Origin of the sequence: Asticcacaulis machinosus (assembly GCF_028550435.1) — a bacterium.
GTDB lineage: Bacteria > Pseudomonadota > Alphaproteobacteria > Caulobacterales > Caulobacteraceae > Asticcacaulis > Asticcacaulis machinosus.
In genome coordinates this window covers 663,802-678,799 of the sequence record NZ_JAQQKV010000002.1, presented here as the reverse complement: position 1 = coordinate 678,799, position 14,998 = coordinate 663,802, and the positions used below count along the sequence as shown (strand labels likewise).

The 14,998-nt window shown below is 57.0% G+C and carries 9 protein-coding genes; 6 read left to right on the top strand and 3 right to left on the bottom strand.

Annotation, left to right across the window (positions count from 1 at the left end; genetic code table 11):
- Positions 1–2: 2 nt before the first annotated feature.
- The 5 genes from lnt to PQU98_RS11485 all read left to right on the top strand — a co-directional run bounded on the left by lnt (position 3) and on the right by PQU98_RS11485 (position 5,089).
- Positions 3–1,694, top strand: a complete 1,692-nt coding sequence (gene lnt / locus PQU98_RS11505; RefSeq protein WP_272745085.1) for an apolipoprotein N-acyltransferase — start codon at positions 3–5, stop codon at positions 1,692–1,694.
- An 87-nt stretch (positions 1,695–1,781) separates the two neighbouring features.
- Positions 1,782–2,201 (top strand): helix-turn-helix domain-containing protein, encoded by a 420-nt coding sequence (locus PQU98_RS11500; protein WP_189484996.1) that lies wholly within the window; start codon positions 1,782–1,784, stop codon positions 2,199–2,201.
- Positions 2,202–2,335: 134 nt separating this feature from the next.
- Positions 2,336–3,511 (top strand): methionine adenosyltransferase, encoded by a 1,176-nt coding sequence (gene metK / locus PQU98_RS11495; RefSeq protein ID WP_272745084.1) that lies wholly within the window; start codon positions 2,336–2,338, stop codon positions 3,509–3,511.
- Positions 3,512–3,587: 76 nt separating this feature from the next.
- The gene (gene trmB / locus PQU98_RS11490) at positions 3,588–4,319 is read left to right on the top strand and encodes a tRNA (guanosine(46)-N7)-methyltransferase TrmB (RefSeq protein WP_272745083.1); all 732 of its coding nucleotides are present in this window, start codon (positions 3,588–3,590) and stop codon (positions 4,317–4,319) included.
- Positions 4,320–4,483: 164 nt separating this feature from the next.
- Positions 4,484–5,089, top strand: a complete 606-nt coding sequence (locus PQU98_RS11485) for a hypothetical protein (protein WP_272745082.1) — start codon at positions 4,484–4,486, stop codon at positions 5,087–5,089.
- Here PQU98_RS11485 and PQU98_RS11480 read toward each other — a convergent pair whose 3' ends face one another.
- Both PQU98_RS11480 and mutS read right to left on the bottom strand, forming a co-directional pair.
- Entirely contained in the window at positions 5,090–7,912 is a 2,823-nt protein-coding gene (locus PQU98_RS11480; protein ID WP_272745081.1) for a [protein-PII] uridylyltransferase, read from the bottom strand.
- 51 nt (positions 7,913–7,963) lie between these two features.
- On the bottom strand, positions 7,964–10,693 hold the full coding sequence (gene mutS / locus PQU98_RS11475; RefSeq protein ID WP_272745495.1) for a DNA mismatch repair protein MutS: 2,730 nt from the start codon (positions 10,691–10,693) through the stop codon (positions 7,964–7,966).
- A gap of 244 nt (positions 10,694–10,937) precedes the next feature.
- Here mutS and PQU98_RS11470 point away from each other — a divergent pair, with 244 nt between their 5' ends.
- Complete coding sequence (locus PQU98_RS11470) at positions 10,938–13,220, top strand: NADP-dependent malic enzyme (protein WP_272745080.1); 2,283 nt, start codon at positions 10,938–10,940, stop codon at positions 13,218–13,220.
- 22 nt (positions 13,221–13,242) lie between these two features.
- Here the strand turns inward: PQU98_RS11470 and PQU98_RS11465 are convergent, their stop codons facing one another.
- The gene (locus tag PQU98_RS11465; protein ID WP_272745079.1) at positions 13,243–14,952 is read right to left on the bottom strand and encodes an AmpG family muropeptide MFS transporter; all 1,710 of its coding nucleotides are present in this window, start codon (positions 14,950–14,952) and stop codon (positions 13,243–13,245) included.
- Positions 14,953–14,998 lie beyond the last annotated feature (46 nt).

Here is a 14,998-nt window from a genome sequence, read left to right as displayed (position 1 = left end):
ACATGCTTTCAGAGGATATCCGGACACGGATTGCGGCGTTTGGTGCAAAACTTTCGCCTTATATGCGCTTTCTTGGGCCGCAATATCTGGGCCCCAAGCGGCTGGCCGCCCTGGCCGGGGCGTTGGCGGCCTTGGCCCATCCGCCGTTTGGATTTTTGCCGGGCCTGTTCGGGTATGGGTTGCTGCTTTATGTGCTCAACAGTGATCTGGGGCCAAAACCGCTGAAGCGCGCGTTTGCGGTCGGGTTCTGGGCGGGGTTTGTCTATTTTCTGATCAGTTGCTTCTGGGTGGCCGAAGCCTTTCTGGTCGATGCCGAAACCTTTGGCTGGATGGCGCCGTTTGCGGTCATGATCCTGCCCGCCATGATCGCTTTTTTCTGGGGGCTGTTTGGTGCGGTCTATGCCCGTTTCGCGCCCAAATCCGGCGTGAAAAGCCTGCTGTGTTTTGCCGTCTGGTTCTGCGGATTTGAGATGATCCGCGGCTGGATATTTACTGGCTTTCCGTGGAATCCGGCGGGCGCGAGCTGGGAAGCCGGCTCAGCCATGTCGCAGATGGCGGCTGTGGTTGGGGTTTACGGCCTGAGCCTGATCACCGTCATGGCCTTTGCCAGCATTGCCATCATCAAACCGGCACTGGGGCTTAAAGGGTATCGTCCCGTCATGGTCGCCGCCGGGGCCTTAGGGGTCTGTTTTGCTTTCGGCCAGTATCGTTTGATCAGTACACAGATCACACCGTCCGAGACTTCGGTGCGTTTGGTGCAGACCAATATCGGGCAGGAGGCCAAATGGACGGAAAGTGAGTTTTCCCGCATCGTCCGCGACTATGTGGCCATGACCCGTGCGGCGCCCAAATATGCCAAATGGTCGGCGCAGGGCGCTGATTACGGGCGTCGGCCTGATATTGTGATCTGGCCCGAAGGGGCATTACCGGCCTCGGCTGAGGAGCTGTTTTCGGCCAGTTCGTGGACGTCTGAGGTTTTTGCCCGTTTGCTGGAGGCGGATCAGACGCTGATGATGGGAGTCTATCGTTCTGACCTTGATAAGTCCGGTAATATGGTCTGGCGCAATACCATGCTGGTTATTCAACAAAAAGCGCATGAAACGCGCATCGTAGCAGCATATGATAAATTTAAATTAGTCCCGTTCGGAGAATTTCTGCCGTTTGAAAATCTGCTGGCCAGGATAGGGCTGAAAAATCTGGTTAATATTGGTGATGGCTTCACGCCGGGCGACAGAACAAAAGCGATGTCGGTTGACGGTCTGCCAGCATTCCTGCCGCTGATTTGTTATGAGGGACTGTTTCCTGCCCTTGACCAAAGTAACTACAGCTTTGGTAAAAAAGATAACCGGCCTGAGTGGATTGTTAATATTTCCAATGACGCCTGGTTTGGGCCAACAAGCGGGCCGGTTCAGCATCTAAATCTGTCAGCATATCGCGCTATTGAACAAGGTTTACCTATGGTAAGGTCAACACCTACGGGAATATCTGTTGTTATTGATCCACTGGGTCGTGTAATACCGTCAACTAAACTTGGGACAGGGCATTCGGGTTACATTGATGTAATGATACCAAAAGTGGTAAAACTTACCGCGCACGGAAAATTTCATGTCATTTATGTCACCTTTATTTCAATTTTTTGCTTGATTCTTCTGCCGTATAATACTTTGTTAAGGCCGGTCAAAAAAACCAGTTAAACGATAGCGGCGGCGTGTGTGGCCGGTGCTGTTAAATCTGGGACCCCAGCCTTTAAGGTCAGGTATAGTTTTTTACAGAGGCAGAAATTGGACGATATCTCAAAAACGGACCGGTCGCCAAACCCGGTCGATTTGCATGTCGGCGCACGTGTACGGATGCGCCGTAAATTTTTAGGCATGTCACAGGAAGGTTTGGCCGAAACGATCGATCTGACTTTCCAGCAGGTTCAGAAATATGAGCGCGGCTCGAACCGTATCAGCGCCTCAAAGCTTTACGAAATTTCCAAGGCACTTAAAGCGCCGGTGGCTTATTTCTTTGAAGGTTATGGCCAGTCAGAGGCGGTTGAGGGCTTTTCGGAATCCGAGTCTGAGCAGTTCGTGCATGGCTTTCTGATGACGACCGAGGGTATCGAATTGGCTGAAGCCTTCCCTCGTATCAAGAGCACCAAGCAGCGCCGTCGTATTCTGGAACTGGTGCGCACGCTGGCGGAAGACGAAGACGCTTAACGGCGGTTTTGAATATTTGAACTCTGATAAATAAGCCCTGCCAACGGCAGGGCTTATTTGCGTCATGATAGGCCTTGAAGTCATATAAACATATCTTTATATGGTTATGGCATTAGTTCACGGTGGAGCCAGTCATGCGTCCTTCCTATATATTCACCTCCGAAAGCGTCTCAGAAGGCCATCCGGATAAGGTCGCCGACCGTATTTCCGATGTCGTGGTCGATGCCTTTCTGAGCAAGGACCCCGAAGCGCGCGTGGCTTGTGAGACGATGGTCACGACCAACCGCATTATTCTGGCCGGTGAAGTGCGCGCCGATGATGATGTGATCGAAGACATCATTGGCGGGCTTGAGCACAAGGTGCGACATGCCGTTAAGGATATCGGTTACGCGCAAAAGGGCTTTCACTGGGCCGCGGCGGACTATGCCTGCCACCTGCATGCGCAGTCAGCGGATATCGCTATGGGTGTCGATTCAGGCGACGATAAGGACGAGGGCGCCGGTGATCAGGGCATCATGTTCGGTTATGCCACTGATGAAACGGAAGAACTGACCCCTGCACCGCTGCAATGGTCTCACAATATCCTGCATCGTCTGGCACAGGCCCGCCACAGCGGTGAGGCCAAGTCTCTGGAACCGGATGCCAAGTCGCAGGTCACCGTGCTTTATGAAAACGGTGTGCCCAGCCGCATTCTGAAAGTTCTGGTGTCTCACCAACACCATAATGGTTTGTCACCGGCCGATGTGGCTGCGATCATAAAGCCCTATGCGCTTGAGGTTCTGCCCGAAGGCATGGTGACCGATGAAACGGAGTGGCTGGTCAATCCGACCGGTAATTTCGTCATTGGCGGGCCGGATGGTGACGCTGGCCTGACCGGCCGTAAGATTATCGTTGATACCTACGGCGGAGCGGCCCCTCATGGCGGCGGCGCATTTTCGGGTAAGGATCCGACCAAGGTTGACCGCTCGGCCGCCTATGCCCTGCGTTATCTGGCCAAGAATGTGGTAGCAGCCGGCCTCGCTAAAAAATGTACGCTTCAAGTGTCCTATGCGATCGGGGTGTCGAAGCCGCTGTCGTTTTATGTCGATACCCACGGCACCGGTGAAGTCGATGCCGAAGCACTCGAAAAGCTGCTGCCGGAACTGATCGGGGGTCTGACGCCGCGCGCGATCCGCACCCATCTCGGCCTGAACAGGCCGATCTATGAGCGCACGACCGCCTATGGCCACTTTGGTCGTACGCCGGATAATGACGGTGGATTCTCATGGGAAAAGACCGATCTGGTTGAGGCGTTGCGCTCGTCGTTTTAGTGAGGCAATGGAAAGTTTTGGGTTCTAGGGGGCTTGCCCCCTAGAGTTTCTTTAAAATAGTGCCTAAAAGCGCCGCATGACCGACGACACTAAATCTCAAGACACACCGACAGATGTTCCTACTTGGGGGCCGATGCGCTCATTCGGGCGCATCAAGGCGCGCACCTTAAAGCCGCGTCAGGCCAGCCTGTTCGATAGCCTTCTGCCGCAGATCGTGCTGGATGAAGCGCGGGTGGCCAGGATCGTGGCCGATCCGCGCGCGGAACATGCTGAGGCGAGCGAAGTGTGGCTTGAGATCGGTTTTGGCGGTGGTGAGCATATGGCCGCGCAAGCGGGTCGTCATCCGCATGCCCTTATCATGGGCGGAGAGCCGTTCCTGAACGGGGTCGGCTCGGCCCTGCGCCACATCGATGAGGCGGGATTGACCAATGTGCGCCTGCTGGCAGGCGACGTGCGTCCGCTGATTGATCAATTGCCCAATGGATTTATCGAGCGCATTTTCATCATGTTCCCCGATCCGTGGCCGAAAGCGCGCCACCATAAGCGCCGCTTTATTCAAGCGGAAACCATTGCAGCCTTTGCGCGGGTGCTGAAAGACGGCGGGCGGGTGCGTTTTGCGACCGACTGGGCTGACTATGCCGATTGGACGCTGGAGCGGTTCCTGGCCAATCCTGATTTCATCTGGCCTGCCGAAGGTCAAGCCGCGTGGAATATACCGCCGGCCGATCATGTCACCACGCGCTATGAGGAAAAAAAGCTGGGCGATTGTGCGCCGGTCTTCTTCGATTTTGTCAGAAAGCCACGGTAACCCCATAATGCAGGCGGTCAAATTCGCCTGACGCGCTAAACATCGGCACGAATGCAACAAAAATCAGATTTAGATAAGTTTTTTGAAAAAACCTCTTTTCAGCCGACTGAAAATGAGACTTAAATAAGGCACGGTTTCGAGGGGCGGGGGCCCGCAGCGTACAGATGGAAAGCCTGCATAAGACTTCGGGGGCAGTCGTCTTTGCTTTCCTTATTTTACATCTGACAAATCATCTGGTGGGACTGATGGGCATGGACGCCAGCCTTCAGTTCATGGACGCTGTGCGTCTGGTTTATCGCCATCCGATCGTGGAAATGGGCCTGTTTCTGGCCCTGACTATGCAGATCATCACCGGCTACGCCCTGTGCCGTGAGATATGGACGGAGCGCAAGGACATCATCCATCAGCTACAGGCGGCATCCGGCATCTACATGGCCGTCTTTATGATTGTGCATGTCGCTATGATCGGGGTGGCGCGGTATGTATTGAACCTCGACACCAATGCCTATTTCATCGCCGCCCAGTTTCAGGCCTATCCGTGGCACTATCTGGCCTATGGTTTTTATGGACTGGCGGTCATGGCGTTGTTTACCCATATGGGCTGCATCGCCTTTGATATCTTCAAGAAAAAGAACCGGCCCGCCGCCTGGATTATGCTGCTGATGGTGGTTGGTATCGGCGGCTATGTGACCTATCTGCTGATGGCCATGTACGGTGGATACCTCTATGGCATTGAGGTGCCGGAAGAGTATGCCCGCTTTAAGCTTTAGCTATCTGGCTAAAGAGGCCCGAGCCTTAGCCAGCACCTTGCCGGTCTGCTTAAGTTCCGGATCAAGCACTTTCAGCAGCTCTTTTTTTAGCAGGGATTTCTGGTTCTTGTTCAGGTGGGCATGATCGTCATTGGCCGGATTGACATAAAAGGCATCGACCGCGCGCTCCCCATAACAATCGATATGGGCGGAGGCGATATTCAGTTTCGCCTGACTTAAAGTGTCGACGATATCCGCCAAAAGCCCGGAGCGATCACGACCTGAGACTTCGATAATGGTGGCATGGTTGCAGCTATCGTCGTCAAACACCACGGTCGGCGCGATTGCAAACGCCGCCATGCGCGCCGCCAGCGGTTTGCGGCCCATCTCCAGCGGCTTGGCTCCGCCTACAGCCGCCTTTTCAAGCGCGCTCTGGGCCAGTTTCAGATTGCGTTCGGTATCGTGGCCGTAGGGCAGGCCCTGAATATCCTGAACATAGAAGATATCGAGCGCCAGTCCGTTTTTTGAGGTGAACACCTGCGCACCGACGACGTTGGCGCCAAGATTAGCCAGAGCACGGGCCAGATCGGCAAACAGGCCGGGCCGGTCCTTGGCAGCCACAGATAAGGCTGTGGCATTGCGTTTGGGGTCGACATAGGCCAGAGCCGACGGCTGGCCGGCCTCGGCGGAGCGCGCCAGAACGGCATGATCCAGGATTTCACTTTCACTAAACGCAACCACATAGGAATCTTCCATCGTGGCCAGCCAGTCGCGGATATCTGGCTTTTGAGCAATCAGATGGCTGCGGATGGCCTCAGAGCGTTCGCGGATATTCTCACGCGCAAAGCCCGCGGCATCGGCTTCGCGGCCACCGCGGAAGACGGCTTCGGTCGCATGCAGCAAGTCGCGCATCAACTGCCCTTTCCAGCCGTTCCATACGCCGGGCCCAACGGCGCGGATATCGGCCACCGTCAGCACCAGCAGCAGCCTTAAGCGCTCCGGCGTTTCGACGATGCGGGCAAAGGCGGCAATGGTTTCGGGGTCAGAGACATCGCGTTTTTGCGCAAAATCCGACAGCACCAGATGATTGCGCACCAGCCAGGCCACCTGATCGATCTGCCAGTCTTTAAGGCCCAGCCGCTCGCAGGCTTTGCGCGCGGCCCGTTCGCCGCCGATTTCCTGACCGTCTTCGCCGCCCTTACCGACGTCATGCAGCAGCATGGCCAGATACAGCGTTTCCTTGTCCGCCAGATGCGGCAGGATCGACGACGATAGCGGGTGGTCTTCGGTATAGCGGCCGGTTTCGATATCGCGGATAATGCCGATGGCGCGCAGGGTATGATCATCAACCGTATAGGCGTGATACATATTGAACTGGGTCTGGGCGACGATATGGCCAAATTCAGGAATATAGCGCCCCAGCAATCCGGTCTCGGTCATCAGGGACAGGGTGCGGTACGGGTTTTTGCCACGCACTAAGATATCAAGAAACAGCTTGGCGGATTTAGGGTCGCGCCGCAAAGCCGGATTGATCAGCTTCAAATTGCGGTTGATAGCCGTAAAGGCATCCGGATGCAGGTCAAGCTCCAGCCGGTCGGCCATCTTGAACAGCGAAAACATCGCTTCGGGCGACTTGATGAAGATATCGGGCGACTGCACACTTAAGCGGCCGGCATCGATAATAAAGCCCGGATGATCCGGCTTGGCCAGTGACATGATCGACGACTGGATCATGTAGCTAAGTTTACGCAAAGGCTTGGTCTGCTGGGCCTCAAGCTTGGTGCAGAAGATACGGGTCAGGGCACCGACTTCTTTGGTGACCACAAAATAACGGCGCATGAAGCGCTCCACGGCCGGTTCGCCGTTTTTATCGATATAGCCCATGCGCTGGGCGATTTCGGGCTGAACATCGAACCCCAGCCGGTCATCGCCGCGCCCGGAGATGATGTGCAGCAGGATGCGCACCTTCCACAAAAACTCAAAGGCCGCCAAAAAGGTCGTGCGTTCCTTATCGGTCAGTATGGTTTCCAGCGCGAACCAGCCCTTATTGACCGGTGACGGCGTGGTGCCCGCCAGAAACTTGGCCAGCCAGAACAGGGTATGCAGGTCACGTAAGCCGCCCTTGCCCTCTTTAACATTGGGCTCAACCACATAGCGGGCATCGCCGAGCTTGGCGTGGCGATTGTCGCGTTCATCGAGCTTGGCGGCAATGAAGTCATAGGCCCCGTTGCGGATGACATCGGATGCCAGCTTGTCTTTGAGGTTTTGCACCAGATCCAGATCACCGGCGATCGGACGGAACTCCAGCACGGCGGTCAGGATCGTATGGTCATCCCTGGCATATTTCAGGGTTTCATCGACCGTGCGCGAGGCATGGCCGACCTTGAAACCCAGATCCCACAGGCTGTAGAGAATGAACTCGATCACGCTTTCTGAGTGCGGCGTCTCGCGCCAGGCCCGCAGAAACAGAAGATCGATGTCGGAATAGGGGGCAAGCTCACCCCGCCCATAGCCGCCGACGGCGACCAGCGACAGCCGCTCACCCTCGGTCGGGTTGCGGGCGCGGTAGACGTGGGTCAGGGTAAAGTCCCACAGCGCGCTGATGATTTCATCGGCACATTTCGCCACGGCGCGCGCGGTCGACAGCCCGCCTTTTTCATGGTCGATGTGGCTTAGGATGCTTTCGCGGCCCTGATCCCACGCTTCTTTCAGGATCGCAATCGCCCGCCGCCTGAGATCATAGACATCGCCCGTCGAGTCCTCATAGGCCTGCGTCAGCTTCTGACGCAGGAGCTGTCCGTTGATGCGGAACTGGTAAGGATGCGGGTGGGTGTGGGTCAACATGAACTACAGGTGGTTATGCCCTAAAGATTTGGCAACGGATGTTTAGCAAGTTTAAGCCTCTATCTTAACCAGATTCCGTAAACGATAGATGACCTCTAAGGCCTCACGGGGGCTTAAATCATCAGGGTTTAGCGCTAACAGGGCTTTTTCGGCCTCGGATTGTTGTTGCGATGCAACATTTTTGACGGGTTCGGGCTGGATGCTGGCAAACAACGGCAGGTCATCCAGCTTAAGCCGCGTGGCGTTTTCTGACTCTAATCGTTCAAGAATATCGCGGGCGCGGGCGACCACACGCGCAGGCATACCGGCCAGTTTGGCGACCTGCACCCCATAAGAGCGATCTGCCGCGCCCTTTCTGGCTTCGTGCAGGAAGATCAGATCGCCATTGTGCTCTTTGGCGGTGAGCGAGATATTTTCGCAGGCTGACAGCAATTGCTCCAGCTTTGACATCTCATGATAGTGGGTGGCAAACAGGGCGCGGCACTGAATAGTTTCATGCAGGTTTTCGGCGGACGCCCACGCAATGGCCAGACCGTCAAAGGTCGCCGTGCCGCGCCCGATTTCATCCAGAATGACAAACGATCGATCGGTCGCCTGACTGAGGATCGCCGCCGTTTCGACCATTTCCATCATGAAGGTCGAGCGCCCCTGCGCCAGATCATCACCGGCGCCAACGCGTGAAAACAGGCGGTCAACCACCCCCAGCTTGAGCGAGGCGGCCGGCACATAAAGACCTGACTGCGCCATGATGATCAGGATAGCGTTCTGGCGCAAAAAGGTCGATTTACCGGCCATATTCGGCCCCGTGACCAGTGACAGTCGCGCCCCGCTCTGCCCCGACGCATCAAGGCAGCAGTCATTGGGGGTAAACGGCTTACCCTCAGCCCGCAGGGCCTGAACCACAACCGGGTGTTTTGCGCCCTTGGCTTCAAACAGCGGGCCATCGAAAATAACCGGGCGAGTGGCTTCATGATCTTCGGCCCATTCGGCGGCGGCACAGGCGACGTCGAGCGCGCAGACGGCATCGAACATCTGCTGCAATTCGTGGGTCAGATGGCGCACCTCTTCGCGCAGATCCTCGAAAATGGCCAGTTCTAGGTTCAGGGCATCGGACGCCGCCCGCTGAATCCGGCTATCGAGATCGATCAGTTCCGTGGTCGCATAGCGCACCTGATTGGCCAGAGTCTGGCGGTGGATAAAGTGGGCGGCATTAGGTAGGGCAGCTATGCCTTCGGCCTGTTTGGCCGAGAGTTCGATAAAGTAACCCAGCACGCCATTGTATTTGATCTTGAGCGGCAGGGCGGTCTCGACCTGAAGCTGGGCCTCCAGTTGCAGGATCACCTGACGGCTATCGTTGCGCAGATTGATGGCCTCGTTCAGATTGGAATTGTAGGCCGGACGGATAAAGCCGCCGTCACGGGCCATAAGCGGCGGCTCATCGACCAGTGCCTGCTCCAGCCGGTAGTTCAGGGCCGAGGCGGCTTCGGAAGCAGTGAGCGCCCTGATCTGGGCCATGATCTCAGCCGGGTGGGTTTCCAGCGGCGAAGTCTGACGGTCGGCCGACTGCAAAAGTTGGATCAACCCGCCCGCATGGCTGAGGCAGTCCTTGATGACCTTAAGATCACGCGGGCCCCCGCGCCCCAACCCCAGCCGTGACAGGGCCCGCGCCATATCGGGCAGGCTGCGCAGGGTATTGCGGACGTCCTGACGCAGATGTCTTCGTTCAATCAGCCACTCAACGGCATCAAGGCGGGCATTGATCTCGACCGGATCGATCAGCGGCCGCGCCAGCCGCGCCGACAACAGGCGCGAGCCGCCCGATGTCATGGTGCGGTCGATGGCGGCGATCAGGGAACCTTCGCGGCCCCCGCGCTGGGCGCGATCAATTTCCAAAGAGGCGCGGGTTGACGGATCGATGGCCAGAAAGGTCTGGGCCCCCAGCCTGCGCGGCGCTTTGAGTACCGGCAGTTTACCGGCCTGAGTAACATCGATATAGGCGGCGATCAGACCCAGAGCTGAGACTTCCGCCGGACTGAACGCGCCAAAACCATCAAGGGTTTCAACCCCGTATAGTCGTTTTAATCGCGTCAGACCTGCCGCCGGATCGGACAGAGCACCCGGCTGAGGCTGAATGACCCCGCCCAAAACCTTGACCAGACCGTAAACCGCCTCATCGCCCAGCAGGCGGTCAGCTATCAGGGTTTCTGAGGGCCGCAGCGCCGACAGGTGCGACCCCAGACTTTCCGGCGTGACCTCCAGACATTCAACCTCGCCGGTCGATAATTCAACGCAGGCCAGCGCCATAACGCCGGCACGCGCAGATATAGCCACCAGCCGGTTGGCACCACTGGCCTCCAGCAAACTGTCTTCGGTCAGGGTGCCGGGGGTAACGATGCGCACAATGCCGCGTTTGACGACTGATTTTGAGCCGCGCTTTTTGGCCTCAGCCGGATCTTCGAGCTGATCGCACACGGCGACGCGGAAACCGGCGCGGATTAACTTAGCGATATAGGCTTCGGCAGCATGGGCGGGCACCCCGGCCATTGGGATGTCTTCGCCCTGATATTTGCCGCGTTTGGTCAGCGCAAGACCCAAGGCCGCCGCGGCCTTTACGGCGTCCTCAAAGAACACCTCATAGAAATCGCCCATGCGGAAAAACAGCAGCGCATCGGGTTGAGACGCCTTGGTTTCAATATACTGGGCGATAACGGGCGTGGCACCTTCTAAGCGTGCCGCCAACTCATCAGGGGTTATGTCGGGGGTCGAAAACGAAGCATTCATGTCCATAACTTAAACACTGTTAACCTTTGTGCCTAGCTATTATGCGGCACATTACACAGTCATTTTTCGGAGCCTTAGTTGACGTAGGGGTAAGTGTGCGCACCCTAAGAAACAAACGCATATTTTAAGTGAAGTTTTGTGCGCACAAATTTTAGTCGCCTTTGTTGTTAAGGTGTTGATATAAAGCCCGTAAAATAAAAATCACCGGGAATTTATAATATAAAAGGCCGAAACCGAGTATCTCATGCCAATTGAAAAACAGACCTTCAGTGATGAAGAAGCGCTAAACCTGCACCAGTTCCCCCAGCCGGGCAAGATTGCCCTGTCCGCTACCAAGCCGATGGCCACTCAGCGCGATCTGGCGCTGGCCTATTCGCCGGGCGTGGCCGTGCCGGTGCGCAAGATCGCCGAAAACCCTGACCTTGCCTACGACTATACTGCCAAAGGGAACATGGTGGCGGTGATATCGAACGGCACCGCTATTCTGGGACTGGGCAATCTGGGGGCGCTGGCCTCAAAGCCGGTCATGGAAGGCAAGTCGGTGCTGTTCAAGCGCTTTGCTGATATCGACAGCTTTGACATTGAGGTCTCAACGCAGGATCCCGATGAGTTCATCACGGTCGTGAAAAACATCACCGGTGCGTTCGGTGGGATTAACCTCGAAGATATCAAATCGCCGGAATGCTTCATCATCGAAGCCGCGCTTCAGGACATGGCCGATATCCCGGTGTTCCATGACGATCAACACGGTACGGCTATCATCGCCGCCGCCGGTCTGATCAACGCGCTGGAAGTCACCGGCAAGAAATTCGAAGACGTTAAGGTCGTGCTGTGTGGCGCCGGTGCCGCCGGTCTGTCATCGCTCGGCCTGATCAAGGCGATGGGCGTGAAGCCCGAAAACACCACGGTCGTCGATATCCACGGGGTGGTCTTTAAGGGCCGCACGGTCGATATGGATCAATGGAAGTCGGTCCACGCCACCGATACGCCCAAGCGGACTCTGGCTGAGGCTATGGTCGGGGCCGATGTGTTCTTAGGCCTGTCGGCCAAGGGTGTGCTGACGCCGGAAATGGTCGCCACCATGGCCCCTCAGCCGATCATTTTTGCTATGGCCAATCCCGATCCGGAAATCACGCCCGAAGATGTGGCCAAGGTCAGGTCGGATGCCATCGTCGCCACGGGTCGTTCGGATTATCCCAATCAGGTCAACAATGTACTGGGCTTCCCCTACATCTTCCGCGGCGCGCTTGATGTCCGGGCCCGCCGCGTGAACCATGAGATGAAGATCGCCTGTGCGCAGGCTCTGGCGCAACTGGCCCGCGAAGATGTGCCGGACGAAGTGGCCGCCGCCTATCAGGGCCGTCACCTGAAATTCGGGCGCGATTACATCATCCCGTCGCCGTTCGATCCGCGTCTGATCTGGTATGTGCCGCCGTTTGTGGCACAGGCCGCGATGGACACCGGCGTGGCGCGCAAACCGATCGATGACATGGAAGCTTACCGGAAGGTTTTGGCCCAGCGCCTTGATCCGTCAGCGGGTTTCCTGCAAAACATCACGGCTTCGGTGCGGTCGCGCCCAAGCAAGCGCATCGTGTTTGCCGAAGGCGAAGACATTCGCGTCATCCGCGCGGCCCATGCCTTTAAAGCGCAGGGACTGGGTACGCCCATCCTGTGCGGTCGTGAGAGTCTGGTGCATGAAAGCATGCGCAAGGCCGGCCTTAATCCGGCCGAAGAAAACATTGAAATCATCAATGCCCGTCTGACCGACCGGCGCGATGCCTATGCGCAGCTTTTGTATTCCCGCCTGCAGCGCAAAGGTTATCTCAAACGCGATGTCGAGCGTCTGATCAACCTTGACCGCAATTCGTTTGCCGCCGCCATGCTGATTTCCGGCCACGCCGACGGTATGGTGACGGGCCTGACGCGGTCTTTCGATCAGGCCTTTGAAGATGTGCTGCGCGTGGTCGATCCGGCACCGGGCGGTCGCGTCATGGGCATGTCGATCATCCTCGCTAAGGGCAAGACGGTGTTCATCGCCGACACGACCGTGGCTGAACTGCCGACGCCGGAGGAGCTTGGCGATATCGCGATTGAGGCCGCTATGGCTGTGCGCCGCATGGGTCATACCCCGCGCGTCGCGTTCATGAGCTATACCACCTTTGGGAACCCGGCGGGTGAGCGCGGTGAACGCGTGGCCCGCGCCGTTGAATTGCTCGAAAAGCGCGGCGTCGATTTTGAGTTCGAAGGCGATATGCCGCCGGACGTGGCGCTTAATCCTGACACCTGGGCCAACTATCCGTTCCAGCGCCTGACGGCCCCGGCCAATGTGCTGATCATGCCGGCCATTCAGTCGGCCTCTATCGGCACCAAGCTGATCGAGGCTCTGGGTGGGGCAACCGTGGTTGGGCCATTGTTGCTCGGTCTGTCCAAACCGGTGCAGATCTGCCAGTTGTCGGATTCGGTGTCAAAGATTCTCACCATGGCGACCTTTGCCGCCTATGATGTTCGTGCCGACATAGGTGGTTAAACGCGCCTTAAAACCCGAACTTTTAAACCGGCTGGGGTTTCTCAGCCGGTTTTTTCATGTCCGGATCATAAGCGCGGATCACCCACACGGCCAATATGATGGCCACCACCCCGATCAGGGCTGTGTAGGTGAAAAACAGCATGTAACCGGCCCCTAACGCATGGGGCGATACGCCGAGCGTCTCTGCCGGTTTGGCATAGGCGATGGCGGGCGTATTGGCAAAAAACCCGCTAACCCACGATTGCCCGTCCGAAGCCTTGGCTGACTCTTCGACGATTTTACCCGATTGCGACGCTAAAAGCTTGCCCGGCAAGGCGTAGAGTGAGGTGAACAGCGCATATTGCTGCGCCGCATAGCCCTTGGAAATCAGCGACGACATATAGGCGATCAGCACCGTGCCCGCGACCCCACCAGAGGCATTGTCGATACCGAGCGCAATTGAGAACGCCATCACGTCATTGCCTTTGGTCGCCAGCCACGCATAGGCGAGGTTGGACAACGACCCCACGATGGCGCCGAAAATCAGCGAGAATTTAATGCCGAAACGGGTCATGACGATCCCGCCCAGCGCGACACCGGCCATGGTCATGATGACGCCGAAAATTTTGCGCACCTCAGCAATAACCGGCAGGTCGAAGCCCAGATCGACATAAAACGCACCGTTGACGTTCAGTACGAAATCCGAGACGCGGTAGATGCAGATCATGGCGAGTATCAGCCAGGCGATGTTTTCGTAGCGTTCAAAAAACGCCACTATAGGCACCACAAAGGTCTGGCGCAGATAGGCTCCGGGACGGGTCGGTGTGCCGGGCAGCGGCAGGCACGCCATGACCAGGAGGGTAAGGCCCAGCAGCACCGCAGGTAATTGCAGGAATATGCCGGTTTCGCGGGCGGTCCAGACGGTTTTGACAGCCTCAAAGGCTGACTCGCTGGGGAACAGGCCTTTGAACAGGTCGACATTGGCGGTAAGGCCTGCCCCCAAAAGGCAGATGGCGATCAGCATGACCAGCAACCGGCCGCCCCATTCCAGCGCTTCCAGTCCCGGACGCGCCTCGGCATCGCCATAGTCGATGGACCGCACCTTATGTTCGGCTTCTTTGGGGGCAAATAGTACGGCCAGAACGCCTATACCCATAAGGGCTGCCATCAGCGCATAGGCAAAGCCCCAGCCCAGTGTGTCAGCCAGCAACAGCGGCACAATGCCGGACACGAACGGGGCGATGCGTGCGCCCCACGCGGTGGCGGTGGCCAGCACCGCCTGATTGTCAGTGGAATCGCCCGCGGTTTCGATCCGCCAGGCATCAATGACGACATCCTGTGTCGCCCCGGCAAAACCGATCAGTATGGCCACCAGCGCCATGAGGGGAAGCTGGGTTTGCGGATTGAGCGTCGATATGGCCCACAGTCCGAACATGATCACGACCTGACTGAGCAATATCCAGCCGCGACGGTGCCCCATCAGATAGGTCAGGCCGGGGATGCTGATGCGGTCAAGGACCGGCGCCCATACGAATTTCAGACTGTAGACAAAGGTCACCAGTGAAAAATAACTGATGGCGGTAAGCGATAAATCCACGCTGCGCAGCCAGATCGAGAGGGTATCGAAGATCAGCGACAGCGGCAGGCCCGACGCAAATCCCAGCCCGATCATCACCAGAGTGCGGCGCTGAAAAAAGATTTTCAGAACCTCCTTGAAACTCCTTTTGGGGGCCGCACTGGTTTTATCAGTCATGAAGGCTATGAAATCCCGTCGATTAAATCACGCTTTAGCCAATTTG

Coding starts and splice junctions, on each gene's coding strand:
- PQU98_RS11480 (WP_272745081.1), bottom strand. CDS start 7,912: ATGTTGACCCACACCCACCCGCATCCTTACCAGTTCCGCATCAACGGA.
- PQU98_RS11470 (WP_272745080.1), top strand. CDS start 10,938: ATGCCAATTGAAAAACAGACCTTCAGTGATGAAGAAGCGCTAAACCTG.
- trmB (WP_272745083.1), top strand. CDS start 3,588: ATGACCGACGACACTAAATCTCAAGACACACCGACAGATGTTCCTACT.
- mutS (WP_272745495.1), bottom strand. CDS start 10,693: ATGAATGCTTCGTTTTCGACCCCCGACATAACCCCTGATGAGTTGGCG.
- lnt (WP_272745085.1), top strand. CDS start 3: ATGCTTTCAGAGGATATCCGGACACGGATTGCGGCGTTTGGTGCAAAA.
- metK (WP_272745084.1), top strand. CDS start 2,336: ATGCGTCCTTCCTATATATTCACCTCCGAAAGCGTCTCAGAAGGCCAT.
- PQU98_RS11465 (WP_272745079.1), bottom strand. CDS start 14,952: ATGACTGATAAAACCAGTGCGGCCCCCAAAAGGAGTTTCAAGGAGGTT.
- PQU98_RS11485 (WP_272745082.1), top strand. CDS start 4,484: ATGGAAAGCCTGCATAAGACTTCGGGGGCAGTCGTCTTTGCTTTCCTT.